Source organism: Curtobacterium sp. 458 (genome assembly GCF_030406605.1).
Taxonomy (GTDB): Bacteria; Actinomycetota; Actinomycetes; order Actinomycetales; family Microbacteriaceae; genus Curtobacterium.
This window is the reverse complement of sequence record NZ_CP129104.1, coordinates 236,874-251,365: the sequence shown is the minus strand read 5'-3', so window position 1 is coordinate 251,365 and position 14,492 is coordinate 236,874. Positions and strand designations below refer to the sequence as shown.

Below are 14,492 nucleotides of genomic sequence, written 5' to 3'. Positions count from 1 at the left end.
CCCGGACCGCGTGCGTGACGATCGATGCGTTCGTACCGTCATGGTCGAGAGAGCCCACGGAACAGCCGGGGCCGACCACCGAGGAAGACCCGAGGAACCCGTCGTGACCACGATCGCCGACACCGACCTGCTGGTCGGACCGAAGAGCGCACACCAGTCCGTGTCCTTCTCCGGACGTCACCACCGGAGCCCGTTCAGCGAGGTCCGTGCAGCGCGCCGACAGCGCGTGCTCGCCGTGGTCGCGGTCTGCACGGGGATCGTGTCGGTGTCGGTCGCGGCGTCGGCCGCCGTCGTCCTCGGACTGGGAGCGTGAACCGCATGCCCGCACCGTCGCTCGAGGAACTCCGCCGCGATCCGCGCGAGTGGCACCGTCGGGGTCTGACGCACCCCGCGGTGTTGCGTGCCATGGTGGTGGCACGGGTGAACGGCCACGACGGTCCCGTGCAGGAACCGTCGTACGCCGACTTCTTCGCCGGCTGACCCGAAGGAATGATGACCTCCCCGACCCTGACCCCCGCGCGGAGCGCGACCGACGCGCAACGCGCCGTCGTCGACGCCGCCGATGCCCTGTACGCCGAGCACGGCATCGCGTCCGTGTCGACGGGGGACGTCGCTCGACGAGCCGGCATCGACGCTGCGGCCGTGACCGATGCCTTCCCGACGCAGCACGACCTCGTCGTGGCCGTGCTCCAGCGGTGGCACGCGACCTGGACCACCGCACTGGACCGGATCGCCGACGAGTCGGAGGACCCACGCGACGAGGTCCTCGCGGTGTTCGACCACCTCGAACGCTGCTTCGCCGCGGAGGACTGGCACGGGTGCGCGTTCATCAACCTGCACGCCGAGCTCGGCCGGCAGGACCCCGAGATCGCCGAACTCGCGCGTGCGCACGTCGTCCAGGTCGAGCAGCACCTGACGCAGGTGTGCTCCCGCGCCGGGCTCCCCGCGCACGTCGCGCAGACGATCGTGCTGCTGGTGGAGGGTGCACGGGTCGACTCGGCCGTGCAGCGGTCCCCGCAGGCGGCCCGCACCGCACGACTCGGAGCCGCGATGCTCATGGCCGTCTACGGGACCGAGCAGTCCGCCTGACCGCTTGCTCGCCGACGTGTCAGCATGGAGCGTGCTGACGGTCTCGGTCCTCGTCGTCGCCGGCGTCGTGGCCGGCATCATCGGCACGGCCGGCGGCATCACGTCGCTCGTGGCGTACCCGGCGCTCCTGGCGGTCGGACTCCCGCCGTTCGCCGCGAACGTCACGAACTCCGTGGCCCTGCTCGGCAGCGGCGCGAGTTCTGCGTTCCGCGCGCGGGAACAGCTCCGCGACCACCCCACCACGATCCGGCGGTGGCTGCCCCTGACCGTCGGCGCCTCGACGGCCGGTGCCGTGCTGCTCGTCGTCACCCCGGCGCACCTCTTCGACCGGATCGTCCCGTTCCTGGTGCTCGCGGGCGGCGCCCTGCTCCTGCTCCAGCCCGTCCTCGACCGACGTCGCCGCCGCACGCCGACCGGAGCAGCAGCCCCGACCGGGACCGGAGCGGCCGTGCCGAGCATCGCCGGGGTCGGCCTCTACAACGGGTACTTCGGAGCCGGTGCGGGCGTGCTGATGATCGCCGTGCTGCTCCTCACGGGCGAGCCGAGCCTGCCCCGGGCGAACGCGGCGAAGAACGTCCTCCTGGTGGCGGCCGACCTCGTCCCCGCCGTGGTGTTCGCCGTGTCCGGGCACGTCGTGTGGTCCGCGGCGCTGGCACTCGGGGCGGGCGCGGTCGTCGGCGGCCTGATCGGACCGACGGTGGCGGGGCGCGTGCCGCACGGGGTGCTGCGCATCGCGATCGCGGGCTGCTCGGTCGCGCTCGCCGTGTACCTGTTCGTCACCGTCGGCTGACCCGGGGACGACGAGCGCCCCGCCCCGGCGGACCGGAGCGGGGCGGGCGGAGGACCGTCAGGCAGCCGCCGAGCGGTACCGCTCGAGCACCTCGGGGCGCGGGTCCGCCGCGATCGTCGTCGTCGCGATGCTCCACGACGGCAGGGAGCCCGTGAGCACCCACGCCGCCTGCCGGGCAGCACCGGCGGCGACGTACTCGCCCGGCTCCGGCAGTTCGACGTCGCGGCCGAACACCTGCGCCGCGACGACGCGGACGGCCTCGTTCCGTGCGGCACCGCCGATGAGGAGCAGCCGGGACACCTCGACCCCGGTGCCCTCGACGGCGGCCAGACCGTCGGCGAGGGCGCAGAGCATCCCCTCGACCGCAGCGCGGGCGAGGTGCGCCCGGTCCGTGGTCGCCGGGGTCATGCCGAGCAGGGACGCGGTCGCGTCCGGTCGGTTCGGGGTGCGCTCGCCGACGAAGTACGGCACCAGGACGAGTCCGTCGGCACCGGCGGGCGCCTGCAGCGCCAGCTCGCCGAGCGCGTCGTGATCGACGCCGAGGAGGCCGCCGATCACCTCGAGCACGCGGGCCGCGTTGAGCGTCGTGACGATCGGGAGGCGCGACCCGGTCCCGTCGGCGAAGCCCGCCACGGTCCCGCTCGGGTCCGTCACCTCGGTGTCGGTCACGCCGAAGACGGTGCCGCTCGTGCCGAGGGACACCGCGACGTCACCCGGGCCCAGCCCGAGGCCGAGCGCTGCCCCGGCGTTGTCGCCGAGTCCCGCGCCGACGACCAGCCCCGCCCGTGCGACCGAGCCGCCCGGCAGCTCGACGTCGCCGTCGAGCGCGCCCATCGCCTCGTCCGGCGCGACCACCCGCGGCACCACGACGGCCTCCGCAGCGCCGCCGGCACCAGCGGCGACCCGCAGACCACGGCCGAGGGCGGCCTCGAACAGCTCCCCGTCGTACTCGCGGCGCACCGGGTCCCAGTACGCCGTGCCGCTGGCGTCCGAGCCGTCGGTCGCGAGCGCGTCGAGGTCGGGGCCGAGCGGGCTCTCGTCCGCCGGACCGTACCCGCGCAGCCGCCACGACAGCCAGTCGTGGGGGAGTGCGACGGCCGCGACGCGCGCCGCGTTCTCCGGCTCCGCCTCGCGGAGCCACCGCAGCTTCGTGCCGGTGAACGAGGCCACCGGGACCAGCCCCGAGCGGGCGACCCATGCCTCCCGGCCGAGTTCGCCGACCATCTGCGCGGCCGCGTCCGCACTGCGCACGTCGTTCCAGAGGAGCGCGTCGCGCACCACGCGACCGTCCGCGTCGAGCGCCACCATGCCGTGCTGCTGCCCCGCGACCGCGACGGACGCGACGTCGTCGAACCCGCCGGCGTCCGCGATCGCGGCGCCGAGCGCGTCCCACCAGTGGCGGGGGTCGACGGACGTGCCGTCCGGGTGGGCCGCTCGGCCCTCCCGGACGACCGCGCCGGTGTCGGCGTCGCGGATCGTGACCTTGCAGGACTGGGTCGACGAGTCGACCCCGGCGACGAGGGTCACCGAGCGCCCATGAGGTGCTCGATCGCGAGCTGCTGGAGGCGCACGAAGCCGAAGCCCTTGCCGCCGAAGTAGGCGTCGGCGTCGAAGTCCTCGAAGGCGGAGCGGTCGGCGAGGAAGTCGTCGTACGACTCGCCGCTGTTCAGCGTCGGGGTGCTCAGCTCGTCGACCTTCGCGGCGGACAGGGCCTCCTGGACCTCGGGGTCGGCGCGGAACGCCTGCGCACGCTCCTTGAGGAGGAGGTACATGCGCATGTTCGCCTTCGCCGAGTCCCAGACGCCCGTGATGTCCTCGGTGCGCGACGGCTTGTAGTCGAAGTGGCGGGGACCGTCGTAGGCCTGGCCGCCCTGCGGTGCGCCGTGCTCGAGCAGGTCGACGAGCGAGAACGCGTTCTGCAGGTCGCCGTGGCCGAACACGAGGTCCTGGTCGTACTTGATGCCGCGCTGCCCGTTGAGGTCGATGTGGAAGAGCTTGCCCTGGTAGAGCGCCTGGGCGATGCCGGCCGTGAAGTTCAGCCCGGCCATCTGCTCGTGGCCGACCTCGGGGTTGATGCCGAAGAGCTCGGGACGCTCGAGCGTCTCGGTGAAGGCGATCGCGTGGCCGAGGGTCGGCAGCAGGATGTCGCCGCGGGGCTCGTTCGGCTTCGGCTCGATCGCGAAGCGGATGTCGTAGCCCTTGTCGGTGACGTACTGGGCGAGGAGGTTGACGGCCTCGCGGTAGCGCTCGAGCGCCGCCTGGACGTCCTTCGCGGAGTCGTACTCGGAGCCCTCGCGGCCGCCCCACATGACGAACGTCTTCGCACCGAGCTCGGCGGCGAGGTCGATGTTGCGGAGCACCTTGCGGAGCGCGAAACGACGGACGGCGCGGTCGTTCGAGGTGAACCCGCCGTCCTTGAAGACCGGCGCCGAGAACAGGTTCGTCGTGACCATCGGCACGATGATCCCGGTCGACTCGAGGGCGCCCTTGAGTCGGTCGATCTGCGCCTGACGCTCGGCGTCGGTCGACCCGAACGCGAACAGGTCGTCGTCGTGGAAGGTCAGGCCGTAGGCGCCGATCTCGTCGAGCTTCTCGACCGCCTCGACCACGTCGAGCGCGGGACGGGTCGGGCCGCCGAACGGGTCGGAGCCGTTGTAGCCGATGGTCCAGAGACCGAAGGAGAACTTGTCGTCACGGGTGGGCGTCGTTGCCATGGTGGATCACCGTTCGTCGTCGAAACAAAATGTTGCCGCGCCCAACATAAGCGGTAGTGTTGACTCTGGCAAGCGTGATCGCAAAGGAGCGAACGAATGGCATCGGACCGACAGGCGCAGGATCGACTGCGTGTGGCGATGGTGGGCCACGGCTTCATGGGAGCCGCCCACTCGCAGGGGTGGCGGACCGCCCCCAGGTTCTTCGACCTCGGGGTCGAACCGGAGATGGCGGTGATCGTCGGCCGTGACCCGGAGCGGACCGAGGCGGCCCGACGGCAGTACGGCTGGCAGACCGCGTCGACCGACTGGCGCGCTGCCGTCACGGACCCGGACATCGACGTGGTGGACATCTGCTCGCCCGGCTCGTCGCACGTCGAGGTGGCCGTCGCCGCGCTCGAGGCCGGCAAGCACGTGCTCTGCGAGAAGCCCCTCGCGAACTCGGTCGCCGAGGCCGAGGCGATGACCGCGGCCGCCGCCGCTGCGCGGGCGTCGGGCGTCCGCTCGATGGTCGGCTTCAGCTACCGTCGGGTGCCCGCCATCGCCTCCGCGAAGCGGCTGGTGGAGGCCGGGAGGCTCGGCACCGTCCGACAGGTCCGCGCGCTCTACCTGCAGGACTGGTTGGCAGATCCCGACGGCCCGATGACCTGGCGACTCGACAAGTCGCTCGCGGGCTCCGGCTCGCTCGGCGACATCGGCGCGCATGCGATCGACCTCGTGGAGCACGTCACGGGGGCGTCGCTCGCCACGGTCTCGGGCACGCTCGAGACCTTCGTGACCGAGCGGCCGCTCATGGCGGAGGGCGTCGGGCTGTCCGGCACCGCCTCCGAGGAGCGTGGCCAGGTGACGGTCGATGACGCCGCGTTCTTCACCGCACGGCTCGCGGGCGGCGCTGCCGACGGTGCGATCGGCACGTTCGAGGCCACGCGGTACGCGACCGGCCGGAAGAACGGCCTCACGCTGGAGATCAGCGGGTCGGCCGGCGCGATCCAGTTCGACCTCGAGTCGATGAACGAACTGCGCTTCTACGACGCCGCCGCCCCGGCGGGCGAGCAGGGCTTCCAACGGATCATCGTGACCGAGCCCGAGCACCCCTACATGGCGGCGTGGTGGCCGACCGGGCACCTCATCGGGTACGAGCACACCTTCAGCCACGAGGTGAAGGACTTCGTGCAGGCGATCGTGGCGGGCGAGGACCCGTCCCCGTCGTTCGAGGAAGGGCTGCACGTGCAGCGGGTCCTCGACGCGGTCGAGCGCAGCGCGGCCGACGGCAGCGCCTGGACGGTGATCTGAATGGCGGACACCAGGAAGGCCCTCGTCGTCCGCGGCGGGTGGGACGGCCACATGCCGGTCGAGACCACCGACCTGTTCGTCCCGTTCCTCCGGGACAACGGCTTCGACGTCCGTGTCGAGGACGGCACCGCGGTGTACGCCGACGAGTCCGTGATGGGCTCCGTCGACCTCGTCGTGCAGGTCGTGACGATGTCGACCATCGCCGACGACGAGTTCGCCGGACTCCAGCAGGCGGTCCTCGGCGGTGCGGGCCTCGCGGGGTGGCACGGCGGGATCGCGGACGCGTTCCGGAACACCGCCGACTACCTGCACATGGTCGGCGGGCAGTTCGCGCACCACGCAGCGAAGCCACCGGCGGAGCGCACCGGCGAGCAGTCCGACAACTACATCCCCTACACGGTGCACATCACCGAGGCGGGGCACGAGCACCCGATCACGCAGGGCATCGAGGACTTCGACCTCGTGACCGAGCAGTACTGGGTGCTCTCCGACGAGTACAACGACGTGCTGGCGACGACCACGCAGGAGGCCCGGGACTTCGACGCCTGGAACCGCCCGGTCACCGCGCCCGCGATCTGGACCCGGCAGTGGGGGCAGGGGCGCGTGTTCGTCTCGGCTCCCGGGCACCGGCTCGAGGTCGTCGAGTCGCAGCCGCTCCGCACCATCATCGAGAGGGGACTCCTGTGGGCAGCCCGGTGAACGACCGACCGTTGCGGGTGGGGGTCGTCGGCGTCGGCGTCATCAGCCAGCAGTACTTCGAGCACTTCCCGGCGCTGCCCGGGCTCGAGCTCACCGCCGTCGCGGACATCGACGTCGCCCGGGCGCAGTCGGTCGGCGAGGCCCAGGGCGTCCGGGGGTCCTCGGTCGACGACCTCCTCGCCGCGGACGACGTCGACGTCGTGCTCAACCTGACGATCCCCGCCGCGCACGCCGAGGTCGCCACGCGGGCGCTGGAGTCCGGCAAGCACGTGTACGGCGAGAAGCCGCTCGCGATGTCCACCGCCGAGGCGCAGCCCGTGCTCGACCTCGCCCGACGCGCAGGCCTGCGGGTCGGCAGCGCACCGGACACCGTGCTCGGCACCGGGATCCAGACCGCCCGCGCGGCGCTCGACGACGGGCTGATCGGCACGCCGGTCGGCGCCGCGGTGTCGTGGTCCGCCCCCGGACACGAGCTCTGGCACCCGGCGCCCGCGTTCTACTACCAGCCCGGCGGCGGCCCGCTGCTCGACATGGGGCCGTACTACCTCACGAGTCTCGTGCAGTTCTTCGGCCCGGTGGTCCGCGTGAGCGGCGCCTCCACACGGTCGGACCGCGAGCGCACGATCGCGACCGGACCCGCTGCGGGCACCCCGCTCCGGGTCGACATCGACACGCACGTCGTCGCGGTCCTGGAACACGCGGACGGGGTCGTCTCCACGGTCACGGTGTCGTTCGAGGTCTGGGCCACGAGGGCCCCGCTGTTCGAGGTGTACGGCACGTCCGGCACCCTCGGCGTGCCGGACCCGAACCGGTTCTCCGACCCGGTGTCCATCGCGACCGCCGAGGACCGCGAGTGGCGCGAGCTGCCCGTGACCGCCGGCTACGCGGACGCCGGGCGGGGCTACGGGCTCGCCGACATGGCGCACGCGATCGCGACCGACCGGCCGCACCGGGCGAGCGGCGACCTCGCGTTCCACGTGCTCGAGGTGATGGAGGCCGTCGCGACCGCCGCCCGCGAGCACACCGTGGTCGAGGTGCGCTCGCACGTCGACCGCCCCGACACGGTGCCCGCGGGTGCCACCCCAGGGTCCTGGTGACCCGCTCGACAGGCGAGGAAGGACGACGACGATGACGACGACGGACGGAACCGACGAGACGGGGACGAGCCGCGCCTCCAGGCCGGTCACCCTGTTCACCGGCCAGTGGGCCGACCTGCCCTTCGAGGAGGTGGCGCGCCTCGCCGGCGAGTGGGGCTACGACGGACTGGAGATCGCCTGCTGGGGTGACCACCTCGACGTCCGGCGCGCAGCGACGGACCCGGACTACGTGGCGGACCGCAAGGCGATCCTGGAGCGCAACGGCCTCCAGGTCTGGACGATCGCGAACCACCTTGTCGGGCAGGCCGTCTGCGACGACCCGATCGACCAGCGGCACCAGGACATCGTGCCGGAGCACGTGTGGGGCGACGGCGACCCCGAGGGTGTCCGGCAGCGGGCCGCCGAGGAGCTGCAGTGGACGGCCCGTGCCGCCGCTGCCCTCGGTGTCCGCACGGTCACCGGGTTCTCGGGCTCGTCGATCTGGAAGACCGTCGCCGGGTTCCCGCCCGTGCCGCCGGGCATGATCGACGCCGGCTACCAGGACTTCCACGACCGCTGGTCGCCGATCCTCGACGTGTTCGAGGAGGTCGGCGTGCGGTTCGCCCTCGAGGTGCACCCGTCCGAGATCGCCTACGACTACTGGACGGCTCGTCGGACCCTCGACGTCTTCGCGGACCGGCCGGCGTTCGGTTTCAACTTCGACCCGTCGCACTTCGTGTGGCAGGACCTCGACCCCGCCGCGTTCCTGCTCGACTTCGCCGACCGGGTGTACCACGTGCACTGCAAGGAGTCGGTGAAGCAGCTCGACGGGCGCAACGGACGCCTGTCGTCGCACCTGCCGTGGGGCGACCCCCGGCGCGGCTGGGACTTCGTCACCGCCGGCCACGGGGACGTGCCGTGGGAGCGGGTGTTCCGCGTGCTGAACCACATCGGGTACGACGGGCCGACCAGCGTCGAGTGGGAGGACGCCGGCATGGACCGGCTCGTCGGCGGCCCCGAGGCGCTCGCGTTCGTGCGGCAGCTCGGGACGATCGCCCCGCCGGACGCCGCGTTCGACGCCGCGTTCTCGCGCTCGCGCTGAGCGGCGCGCGCGTCGCGCCGCGGCCCGCCGCGGCCGCGCCGCGCCGGCGCCGCCCAGCCCGAGACTCGGCCGGGCGGACAGTTTCGCGGTCTCGGTGCCGCGAAACCGTCCGCTGAGCCGAGACTCGGCACCGCTCACCACCACCACCACCACGAAGGAGGACCGCATGGCACCGCAGACCGCGCCCGGCAACGCCGCGCGCGTCCTCCGACTCGTGCACGAGGAGGGCCCGATCAGCCGCGCCGAACTCACCCGGCGCACGGGGCTGAACCGCTCGACGACCCTCGCGCTCGTCGGCGAGCTCGTCGACCTCGGCCTCGTGCACGAGGAGGCCCCGCCCGCCGGTCTCCGCGGCACCGGGGTCGGTCGACCGAGTCCGGTTGTGCGGGCCTCGGCGGACGTCGTGGCCGCGGCGGCCGTGGTCGAGATCGACGCCGTCACGGTCGCACTCGTCGGCCTCGACGGCTCCGTCCGCCACCACCGCACCGCCCCGCAGGACCGCCCGCCGACCGGGGCGGAGGCCGTCGACACGATCGCGGCGCTGCTCGAGGAACTGACGGCCGGAGCGGGCGAGCGCGCGGCCGGAGCGGGCGCCCGCGTGCCCACGGTCCGCGTCGTCGGCATCGGTGTCGCCGTCCCGGGCACCGTCCGGGTCGAGGACGGCACCGTCCAGTACGCCCCGCACCTCGGCTGGCGCGACGAACCCGTCGCCGGACCCCTGGCCACCCGCACCGGCCTCCCGGTGGCCGTCGCGAACGACGCCAACCTGGGCGCGTGGGCGGAACGACTCGCCGGGAGCGGTCGCGGCGTCGACGACCTCGTGTACCTCAACGGTGGTGCGAGCGGCATCGGTGGCGGCGTCATCGCCGCCGCCCGGCCCCTGAGCGGCGCCGACGGGTACGCCGGCGAGCTCGGCCACACCTTCGTCGCGGCCAACGGCATCCGCTGCCACTGCGGCGCGGTCGGGTGCCTCGAGACCGAGGCCTCCCGCGAGGCCCTCACGACCGCGGCCGGCACGGCACCGGACGACCTCCGTGGCCTCGCCGCGGCGCTCGCCGAGGGCCGACCGGAGCTCGAGGCCGTCGTCGACCGCCAGGTGTCCGCGCTCGCGACCGCCCTGCGCAACGCGATCCACACCGTCAACCCCGAGGTCGTCGTGCTCGGCGGGTTCCTCGGAGTGCTCCTCGCGCACGTCGGCGACCGGATCCTCGACGCCGTCCGGGCGCAGTCGATGCCCGGCACCGCCGATCGGCTCCGCATCGTCCCCGCGGCCCTCGGTGACGACGTCCTGACCCGCGGCGCGGCCGAGGTCGGCTTCCGGGACCTCCTGCGGGACCCGGCCGCGGTGGCGCGGACCGGCACGGCCGCCGTCCCGGGAACCAGCCCCGCCCCCAGCACGCACGACCCCCGGACCGACCGCGACGCAGCGGTCGAGGAAGCGAGACCCGCATGACCACGCAGCTCCCGGAGCACCAGCGCACGAGCGTGCTCCTCGGCACCCAGGACCTCACCGTCGAGGAGCGCCCCGTCCCGACACCGGAGCCCGGCGACGTGCTCGTCCGTGTCGCGGCGGTCGGCGTCTGCGGCTCGGACGTCCACTACTACCGACACGGACGCATCGGCGACTTCGTGGTCGAGGAGCCCCTCGTCCTCGGTCACGAGCTGTCCGGCACGATCGTCGCCGTGGGCGAGGGCGTCGACGCCTCCCGCGTCGGCGAGCGCGTCGCGGTCGAACCGCAGCGGCCGTGCCACCGGTGCGCGCAGTGCCTCGCCGGGCGGTACAACCTCTGCCCGAACATGCGGTTCTACGCGACGCCGCCGGTCGACGGCGCCTTCACGGAGTACGTCACGATCGAGTCGGTGTTCGCACACACCCTGCCCGACACGGTCTCGTTCGAGGCCGGCGCGCTCCTCGAACCCCTGTCGGTCGGGATCGCCGCGGCCCGCAAGGCCGGCATCGTCCCCGGCTCGTCGGTGCTCATCGCCGGTGCCGGTCCGATCGGCGTGATCTGCGCGCAAGTCGCCCGGGCCTTCGGCGCGACGCGCATCGTCGTGAGCGACCTCGTCGCCGAGCGTCGTGAGCGAGCCCTGTCGTTCGGCGCGACGGAGGTCGTCGACCCGACCGCGGTCGACGTCACCGCGGACATCGTGCCGGTCGACGCCTTCATCGACGCGAGCGGTGCGCCCCGCGCGGTCTCCGACGGCATCAAGGCGGTCGGACCCGCCGGCGCCGCGGTCCTCGTCGGGCTCGGCAACTCCGAGATGACGCTGCCCGTCGAGCACATCCAGAACCTCGAGGTCACCGTCACCGGGATCTTCCGCTACACGAACACCTGGCCGGTCGCGATCGGGCTGGTGGCGTCCGGGCAGGTCGACCTCGATGCGCTCGTCACCGGGCGCTACGGCCTCGACGACGTCCGCGAGGCGCTGGAGAGCGACACCGACCCGGCGTCGCTCAAGTCGGTCGTGCACCCGGGCGGCGTCCCCGCCTGAACACCGCGCTCGGCTAGGTTCGTCTGGTGCCGTCCCGAGTCCTCGCCCTCGCCGACGACGTCCGCGTCCGCATCGGCGCCCTCGTCGTCGTCGGCCTGTGGGCGCTCTTCCAGTGCCTGTGGAACCTCGGCGGCCCGAACGTCACGGGCGACGAGGACATCTACGTCCGCGCCGGCTGGCAGTACGTGCACGGTGACTTCACCGGCAACCGCGAGCACCCGCCGACCGCCAAGTACCTCTTCGGGCTGGCGCAGTTCGTCGCCGGGCAGGGGCCGACCGGACCGCGGGTCCTCGTCGGCCTGCTGACCCTCGCGGTCGGCGTCGTGCTGTTCGTCTGGCTCCGCCGTGAGGTCGGTTGGTGGGGCGGCCTGCTCGCGGCGGCACTGTGGTGGCTCACCCCGCGCGGCGGCGCCGGGCCCCGCGTCGACCGGCTGGCGCTCCTCGACCCGGTGATGACGGCGTTCGCGGTGTTCGCGATCGTCGCCGCCTGGTGGTGGATCCGCAGCGAGCGGGCCTGGTGGGCGGCGCCGGTGTCCGGCGTGCTCATGGCCGTCTCGGTCACGTCGAAGGTGTCGACGGTGGTCCTGCTGCCCGCGTTCCTGCTGCTGCCGTTCCTGTTCCGTGCCGTCCGGAAGGGACTCGTCGGCGGGGCGCTCTGGGCCGCGGCGTTCGCGATCACGTTCGTGGCGCTCTACGTGCCGATGGGCATCCGGTCCGCGATCACCTACATGGTGACCTTCCAGGAGGGCCAGAACACCAACGGGCACCCCATCACCATCGACGGGAAGATCTACACCTTCGCGCCGTGGTGGGCGAGCCTGCAGTTCATGGCGAACGGCACCGGGAAGGTCCTGCTGCTCGTGATCGTCGTCGGGGTCCTCGCCGCCCTCATCGTCCGGTTCGATCGACTCGTGGCGTACATCGGCGTCGCGTTCCTGCTCATCGCCGGGTTCTACGTCGTCGTCGCGAAGATCGCACTCCCCACGTACTACACGGCCTGGATGCCCTTCCTCCTGGTGCTCGCCGCGATCGGTCTCGCGCGCCTCGCCACCGTCCCGCCGCGGTGGCTGACGGTGCCCGTGGTCCTCGTGCTCGTCGTCGCCCTCGTGGTGCCGTCGGTCCGGCTCAGCCAGGCGGTGGTCCGTGCGCACCCGACCGGGATCGCCCTGCTGCCCGGGTACCTCGACCGCGAGGGCGTGCCGGACGGGCCGATCCTCTTCGTCGCCGCGACGCCGACGCTCTTCCGCCCGTACGTCGGGGACCTCGGCTCGAACCGCCTCGACCGCGGGCCGTACGTCGCGATCGTGGTCGGCAACGACCAGCGGTTGCCCGCGCCCGGCGCCGTGACGCGGCTCCTCCGCGAGGACCGCTCGGCCTTCACGACGACGTCGCTCGACGGGCTCCGGGTGTACGTGCCGAAGGACGGCCGCGTGCGGGAGTCCGGCGGGTCGCTCTCCGTCGGCTGAGACGGGGTCGCGCGGACCGCGCGTGCGTCCGGCGGGCCGACGGTCGGCGTCGCGCCCCGCGCCCGGCGCGACCCGGTGACGGCCTGGAGGCGCGTGGCGGCGCCGCCACGAGCCTCCACTCCGTCCCTCCGCACCAGCCGGGCGACCGGCGGTGCCCCCTCGTCGGGGACCACCCGCGCGACACCGGGACGCGCTACGGTTCGGCCATGACCGTGTCGCCCACCGCCGTGCCACCGCAGCGCACCGATCGCCGCGCGCTCGTCTCGTGGGCGCTCTGGGACTGGGGGTCCGCGGCGTTCAACGCGGTCGTGACCACCTTCGTCTTCAGCACGTACCTCGCGAGCCGGGCGTTCGTCGACCCGGCGCTGGTGGCCGACACCTCGGCTGCCGGGAAGGCAGCCGTGGAGCGCGAGCTCGCGCACAACGCGGCCGTGGTCTCGACGACGCTCGCGATCGCCGGGCTCGTCGTCGCCCTCGTCGCGCCCGCGGTCGGCCGGCTCGCGGACAGCACCGGACACCGTCGACGGTCCGTCCTCATCGCGACGATCGGGATCGCGCTGTCCATCGGCGGCATGGTGTTCGTCGCCCCGAGCCAGCCGTACCTGTACCTCGGCGCCGCACTGCTCGGCATCGGCACCGTCGCGTACGAGATCGCCAGCGTCGGTTACAACGCGATGCTCGGACAGGTCGCACCCGCGGACCGCACGGGTCGGGTGTCGGCGATCGGCTGGGCCGCGGGCTACTTCGGTGGCATCGTGCTCCTCGTCGTCCTGCTCGTCCTCTGCATCCAGGACTTCGGACGCGGCGACGTCGCGGGGCTCCTGCAGCTGCCGGCCACCGTAGCCACCGGGCAGTGGGACGTCCGCGTCGCGATCTGCATCGCCGCCGTGTGGCTCGCCGTGAGCTCGGTACCGCTCTTCCTCGTCGTGCCCGAGGCCGCCGCCGACCGGTCCCGCGGCGGCAACGTCTTCGCCGCGTACCGGGACCTCGCACGCGACGTCGCGCGGCTGTGGCGGGAGCGCCGCAACGTCCTCGGGTTCCTCGTCGCGAGCGCCGTGTTCCGGGACGGCGTCGGCGCGGTGTTCACCTTCGGCGGGATCATCGCCGCGCAGGTGTTCGGCTTCACGCCGTCGCAGGTGATCCTGTTCGCGATCGCCGCCAACGTCGTCGCGGGGGTCGCGACGTACGCCTCCGGTCGGCTCGACGACCGGTTCGGCTCCCGGGCGCTCATCATGGTCTCGCTCGTCGGCCTCGCGCTCTGCGGGCTCGGGGTGCTCGCCGCCGGCACCTCGTCCGCGCTGTTCTGGGTGCTCGGCCTCACCCTGGCGCTCTTCGTCGGGCCGGTGCAGGCGTCCTCCAGGGCCTACCTCGCGCGGCTCGCGACCCCGGGCCGCGAGGGCGAGCTCTTCGGGCTGTACGCCACCACCGGGCGCGCGGCGACGTTCCTCGCCCCGACGCTGTTCGCGCTCGCGGTGACGATCGGGGGATCGACGCGGTACGGGATCCTCGGCATCGTGGTGGTGCTCGTCGCGGGGCTCGTGTGCATGGCGTTCGTGCGTGCGGAGCCCGCCGGCCGCTGATCGCGTGGTGCGGTACCGCCGGCCGTTGATCGCGTGGTGCGGCACCGCCGGCCGCTGATCGCGTGGTGCGGCACCGCCGGCCGCTGATCGCGTGGTGCGGCACCGCCGGCCGCTGATCGCGTCGTGCGGCACCGCGCACGGTTCGCTCGACACAGCGGTCCGGGCCACCCGCCGAGCCGACGTGCGCCAGGAT

The 14,492-nt window shown here is 73.2% G+C and carries 14 protein-coding genes; 12 read left to right on the top strand and 2 right to left on the bottom strand.

Features of this window, described 5'->3' with window-relative positions:
- Positions 1-103 precede the first annotated feature (103 nt).
- The 4 genes from QPJ90_RS01145 to QPJ90_RS01130 are packed head-to-tail and all read left to right on the top strand — an operon-like array spanning position 104 to position 1,879.
- On the top strand, positions 104-313 hold the full coding sequence (locus tag QPJ90_RS01145; protein WP_290132643.1) for a hypothetical protein: 210 nt from the start codon (positions 104-106) through the stop codon (positions 311-313).
- 5 nt (positions 314-318) lie between these two features.
- Positions 319-480 (top strand): hypothetical protein, encoded by a 162-nt coding sequence (locus QPJ90_RS01140; RefSeq protein ID WP_290132642.1) that lies wholly within the window; start codon positions 319-321, stop codon positions 478-480.
- A gap of 12 nt (positions 481-492) precedes the next feature.
- The gene (locus QPJ90_RS01135) at positions 493-1,089 is read left to right on the top strand and encodes a TetR/AcrR family transcriptional regulator (protein WP_290132641.1); all 597 of its coding nucleotides are present in this window, start codon (positions 493-495) and stop codon (positions 1,087-1,089) included.
- A gap of 16 nt (positions 1,090-1,105) precedes the next feature.
- The gene (locus QPJ90_RS01130) at positions 1,106-1,879 is read left to right on the top strand and encodes a sulfite exporter TauE/SafE family protein (protein WP_290132640.1); all 774 of its coding nucleotides are present in this window, start codon (positions 1,106-1,108) and stop codon (positions 1,877-1,879) included.
- A 57-nt stretch (positions 1,880-1,936) separates the two neighbouring features.
- Here QPJ90_RS01130 and QPJ90_RS01125 read toward each other — a convergent pair whose 3' ends face one another.
- Together QPJ90_RS01125 and xylA are read right to left on the bottom strand one after the other, a co-directional pair.
- A complete protein-coding gene (locus QPJ90_RS01125) occupies positions 1,937-3,406 on the bottom strand; it encodes an FGGY family carbohydrate kinase (RefSeq protein ID WP_290132639.1) in 1,470 nt (489 codons plus the stop codon).
- Positions 3,403-4,593, bottom strand: coding sequence for a xylose isomerase (gene xylA / locus QPJ90_RS01120; RefSeq protein WP_290132638.1), 1,191 nt, complete (start codon positions 4,591-4,593; stop codon positions 3,403-3,405). Before xylA ends, QPJ90_RS01125 begins: the two co-directional genes overlap by 4 nt.
- A gap of 96 nt (positions 4,594-4,689) precedes the next feature.
- On the opposite strand from xylA, the gene QPJ90_RS01115 reads away from it, so the two are divergent.
- The 8 genes from QPJ90_RS01115 to QPJ90_RS01080 all read left to right on the top strand — a co-directional run bounded on the left by QPJ90_RS01115 (position 4,690) and on the right by QPJ90_RS01080 (position 14,299).
- Complete coding sequence (locus QPJ90_RS01115) at positions 4,690-5,883, top strand: Gfo/Idh/MocA family oxidoreductase (RefSeq protein WP_290132637.1); 1,194 nt, start codon at positions 4,690-4,692, stop codon at positions 5,881-5,883.
- Complete coding sequence (locus QPJ90_RS01110; RefSeq protein WP_290132636.1) at positions 5,884-6,582, top strand: ThuA domain-containing protein; 699 nt, start codon at positions 5,884-5,886, stop codon at positions 6,580-6,582.
- Entirely contained in the window at positions 6,567-7,679 is a 1,113-nt protein-coding gene (locus tag QPJ90_RS01105) for a Gfo/Idh/MocA family oxidoreductase (RefSeq protein WP_290132635.1), read from the top strand. Before QPJ90_RS01110 ends, QPJ90_RS01105 begins: the two co-directional genes overlap by 16 nt.
- Before the next feature lie 31 nt (positions 7,680-7,710).
- Complete coding sequence (locus QPJ90_RS01100) at positions 7,711-8,760, top strand: sugar phosphate isomerase/epimerase family protein (RefSeq protein ID WP_290132634.1); 1,050 nt, start codon at positions 7,711-7,713, stop codon at positions 8,758-8,760.
- 166 nt (positions 8,761-8,926) lie between these two features.
- Positions 8,927-10,213 (top strand): ROK family transcriptional regulator, encoded by a 1,287-nt coding sequence (locus QPJ90_RS01095; protein ID WP_290132633.1) that lies wholly within the window; start codon positions 8,927-8,929, stop codon positions 10,211-10,213.
- A complete protein-coding gene (locus QPJ90_RS01090; protein ID WP_290132632.1) occupies positions 10,210-11,253 on the top strand; it encodes an NAD(P)-dependent alcohol dehydrogenase in 1,044 nt (347 codons plus the stop codon). Before QPJ90_RS01095 ends, QPJ90_RS01090 begins: the two co-directional genes overlap by 4 nt.
- A gap of 26 nt (positions 11,254-11,279) precedes the next feature.
- Entirely contained in the window at positions 11,280-12,719 is a 1,440-nt protein-coding gene (locus QPJ90_RS01085) for a glycosyltransferase family 39 protein (RefSeq protein ID WP_290132631.1), read from the top strand.
- Positions 12,720-12,925: 206 nt separating this feature from the next.
- Positions 12,926-14,299 (top strand): MFS transporter, encoded by a 1,374-nt coding sequence (locus QPJ90_RS01080; protein WP_290132630.1) that lies wholly within the window; start codon positions 12,926-12,928, stop codon positions 14,297-14,299.
- The last annotated feature ends 193 nt before the right edge of the window (positions 14,300-14,492 follow it).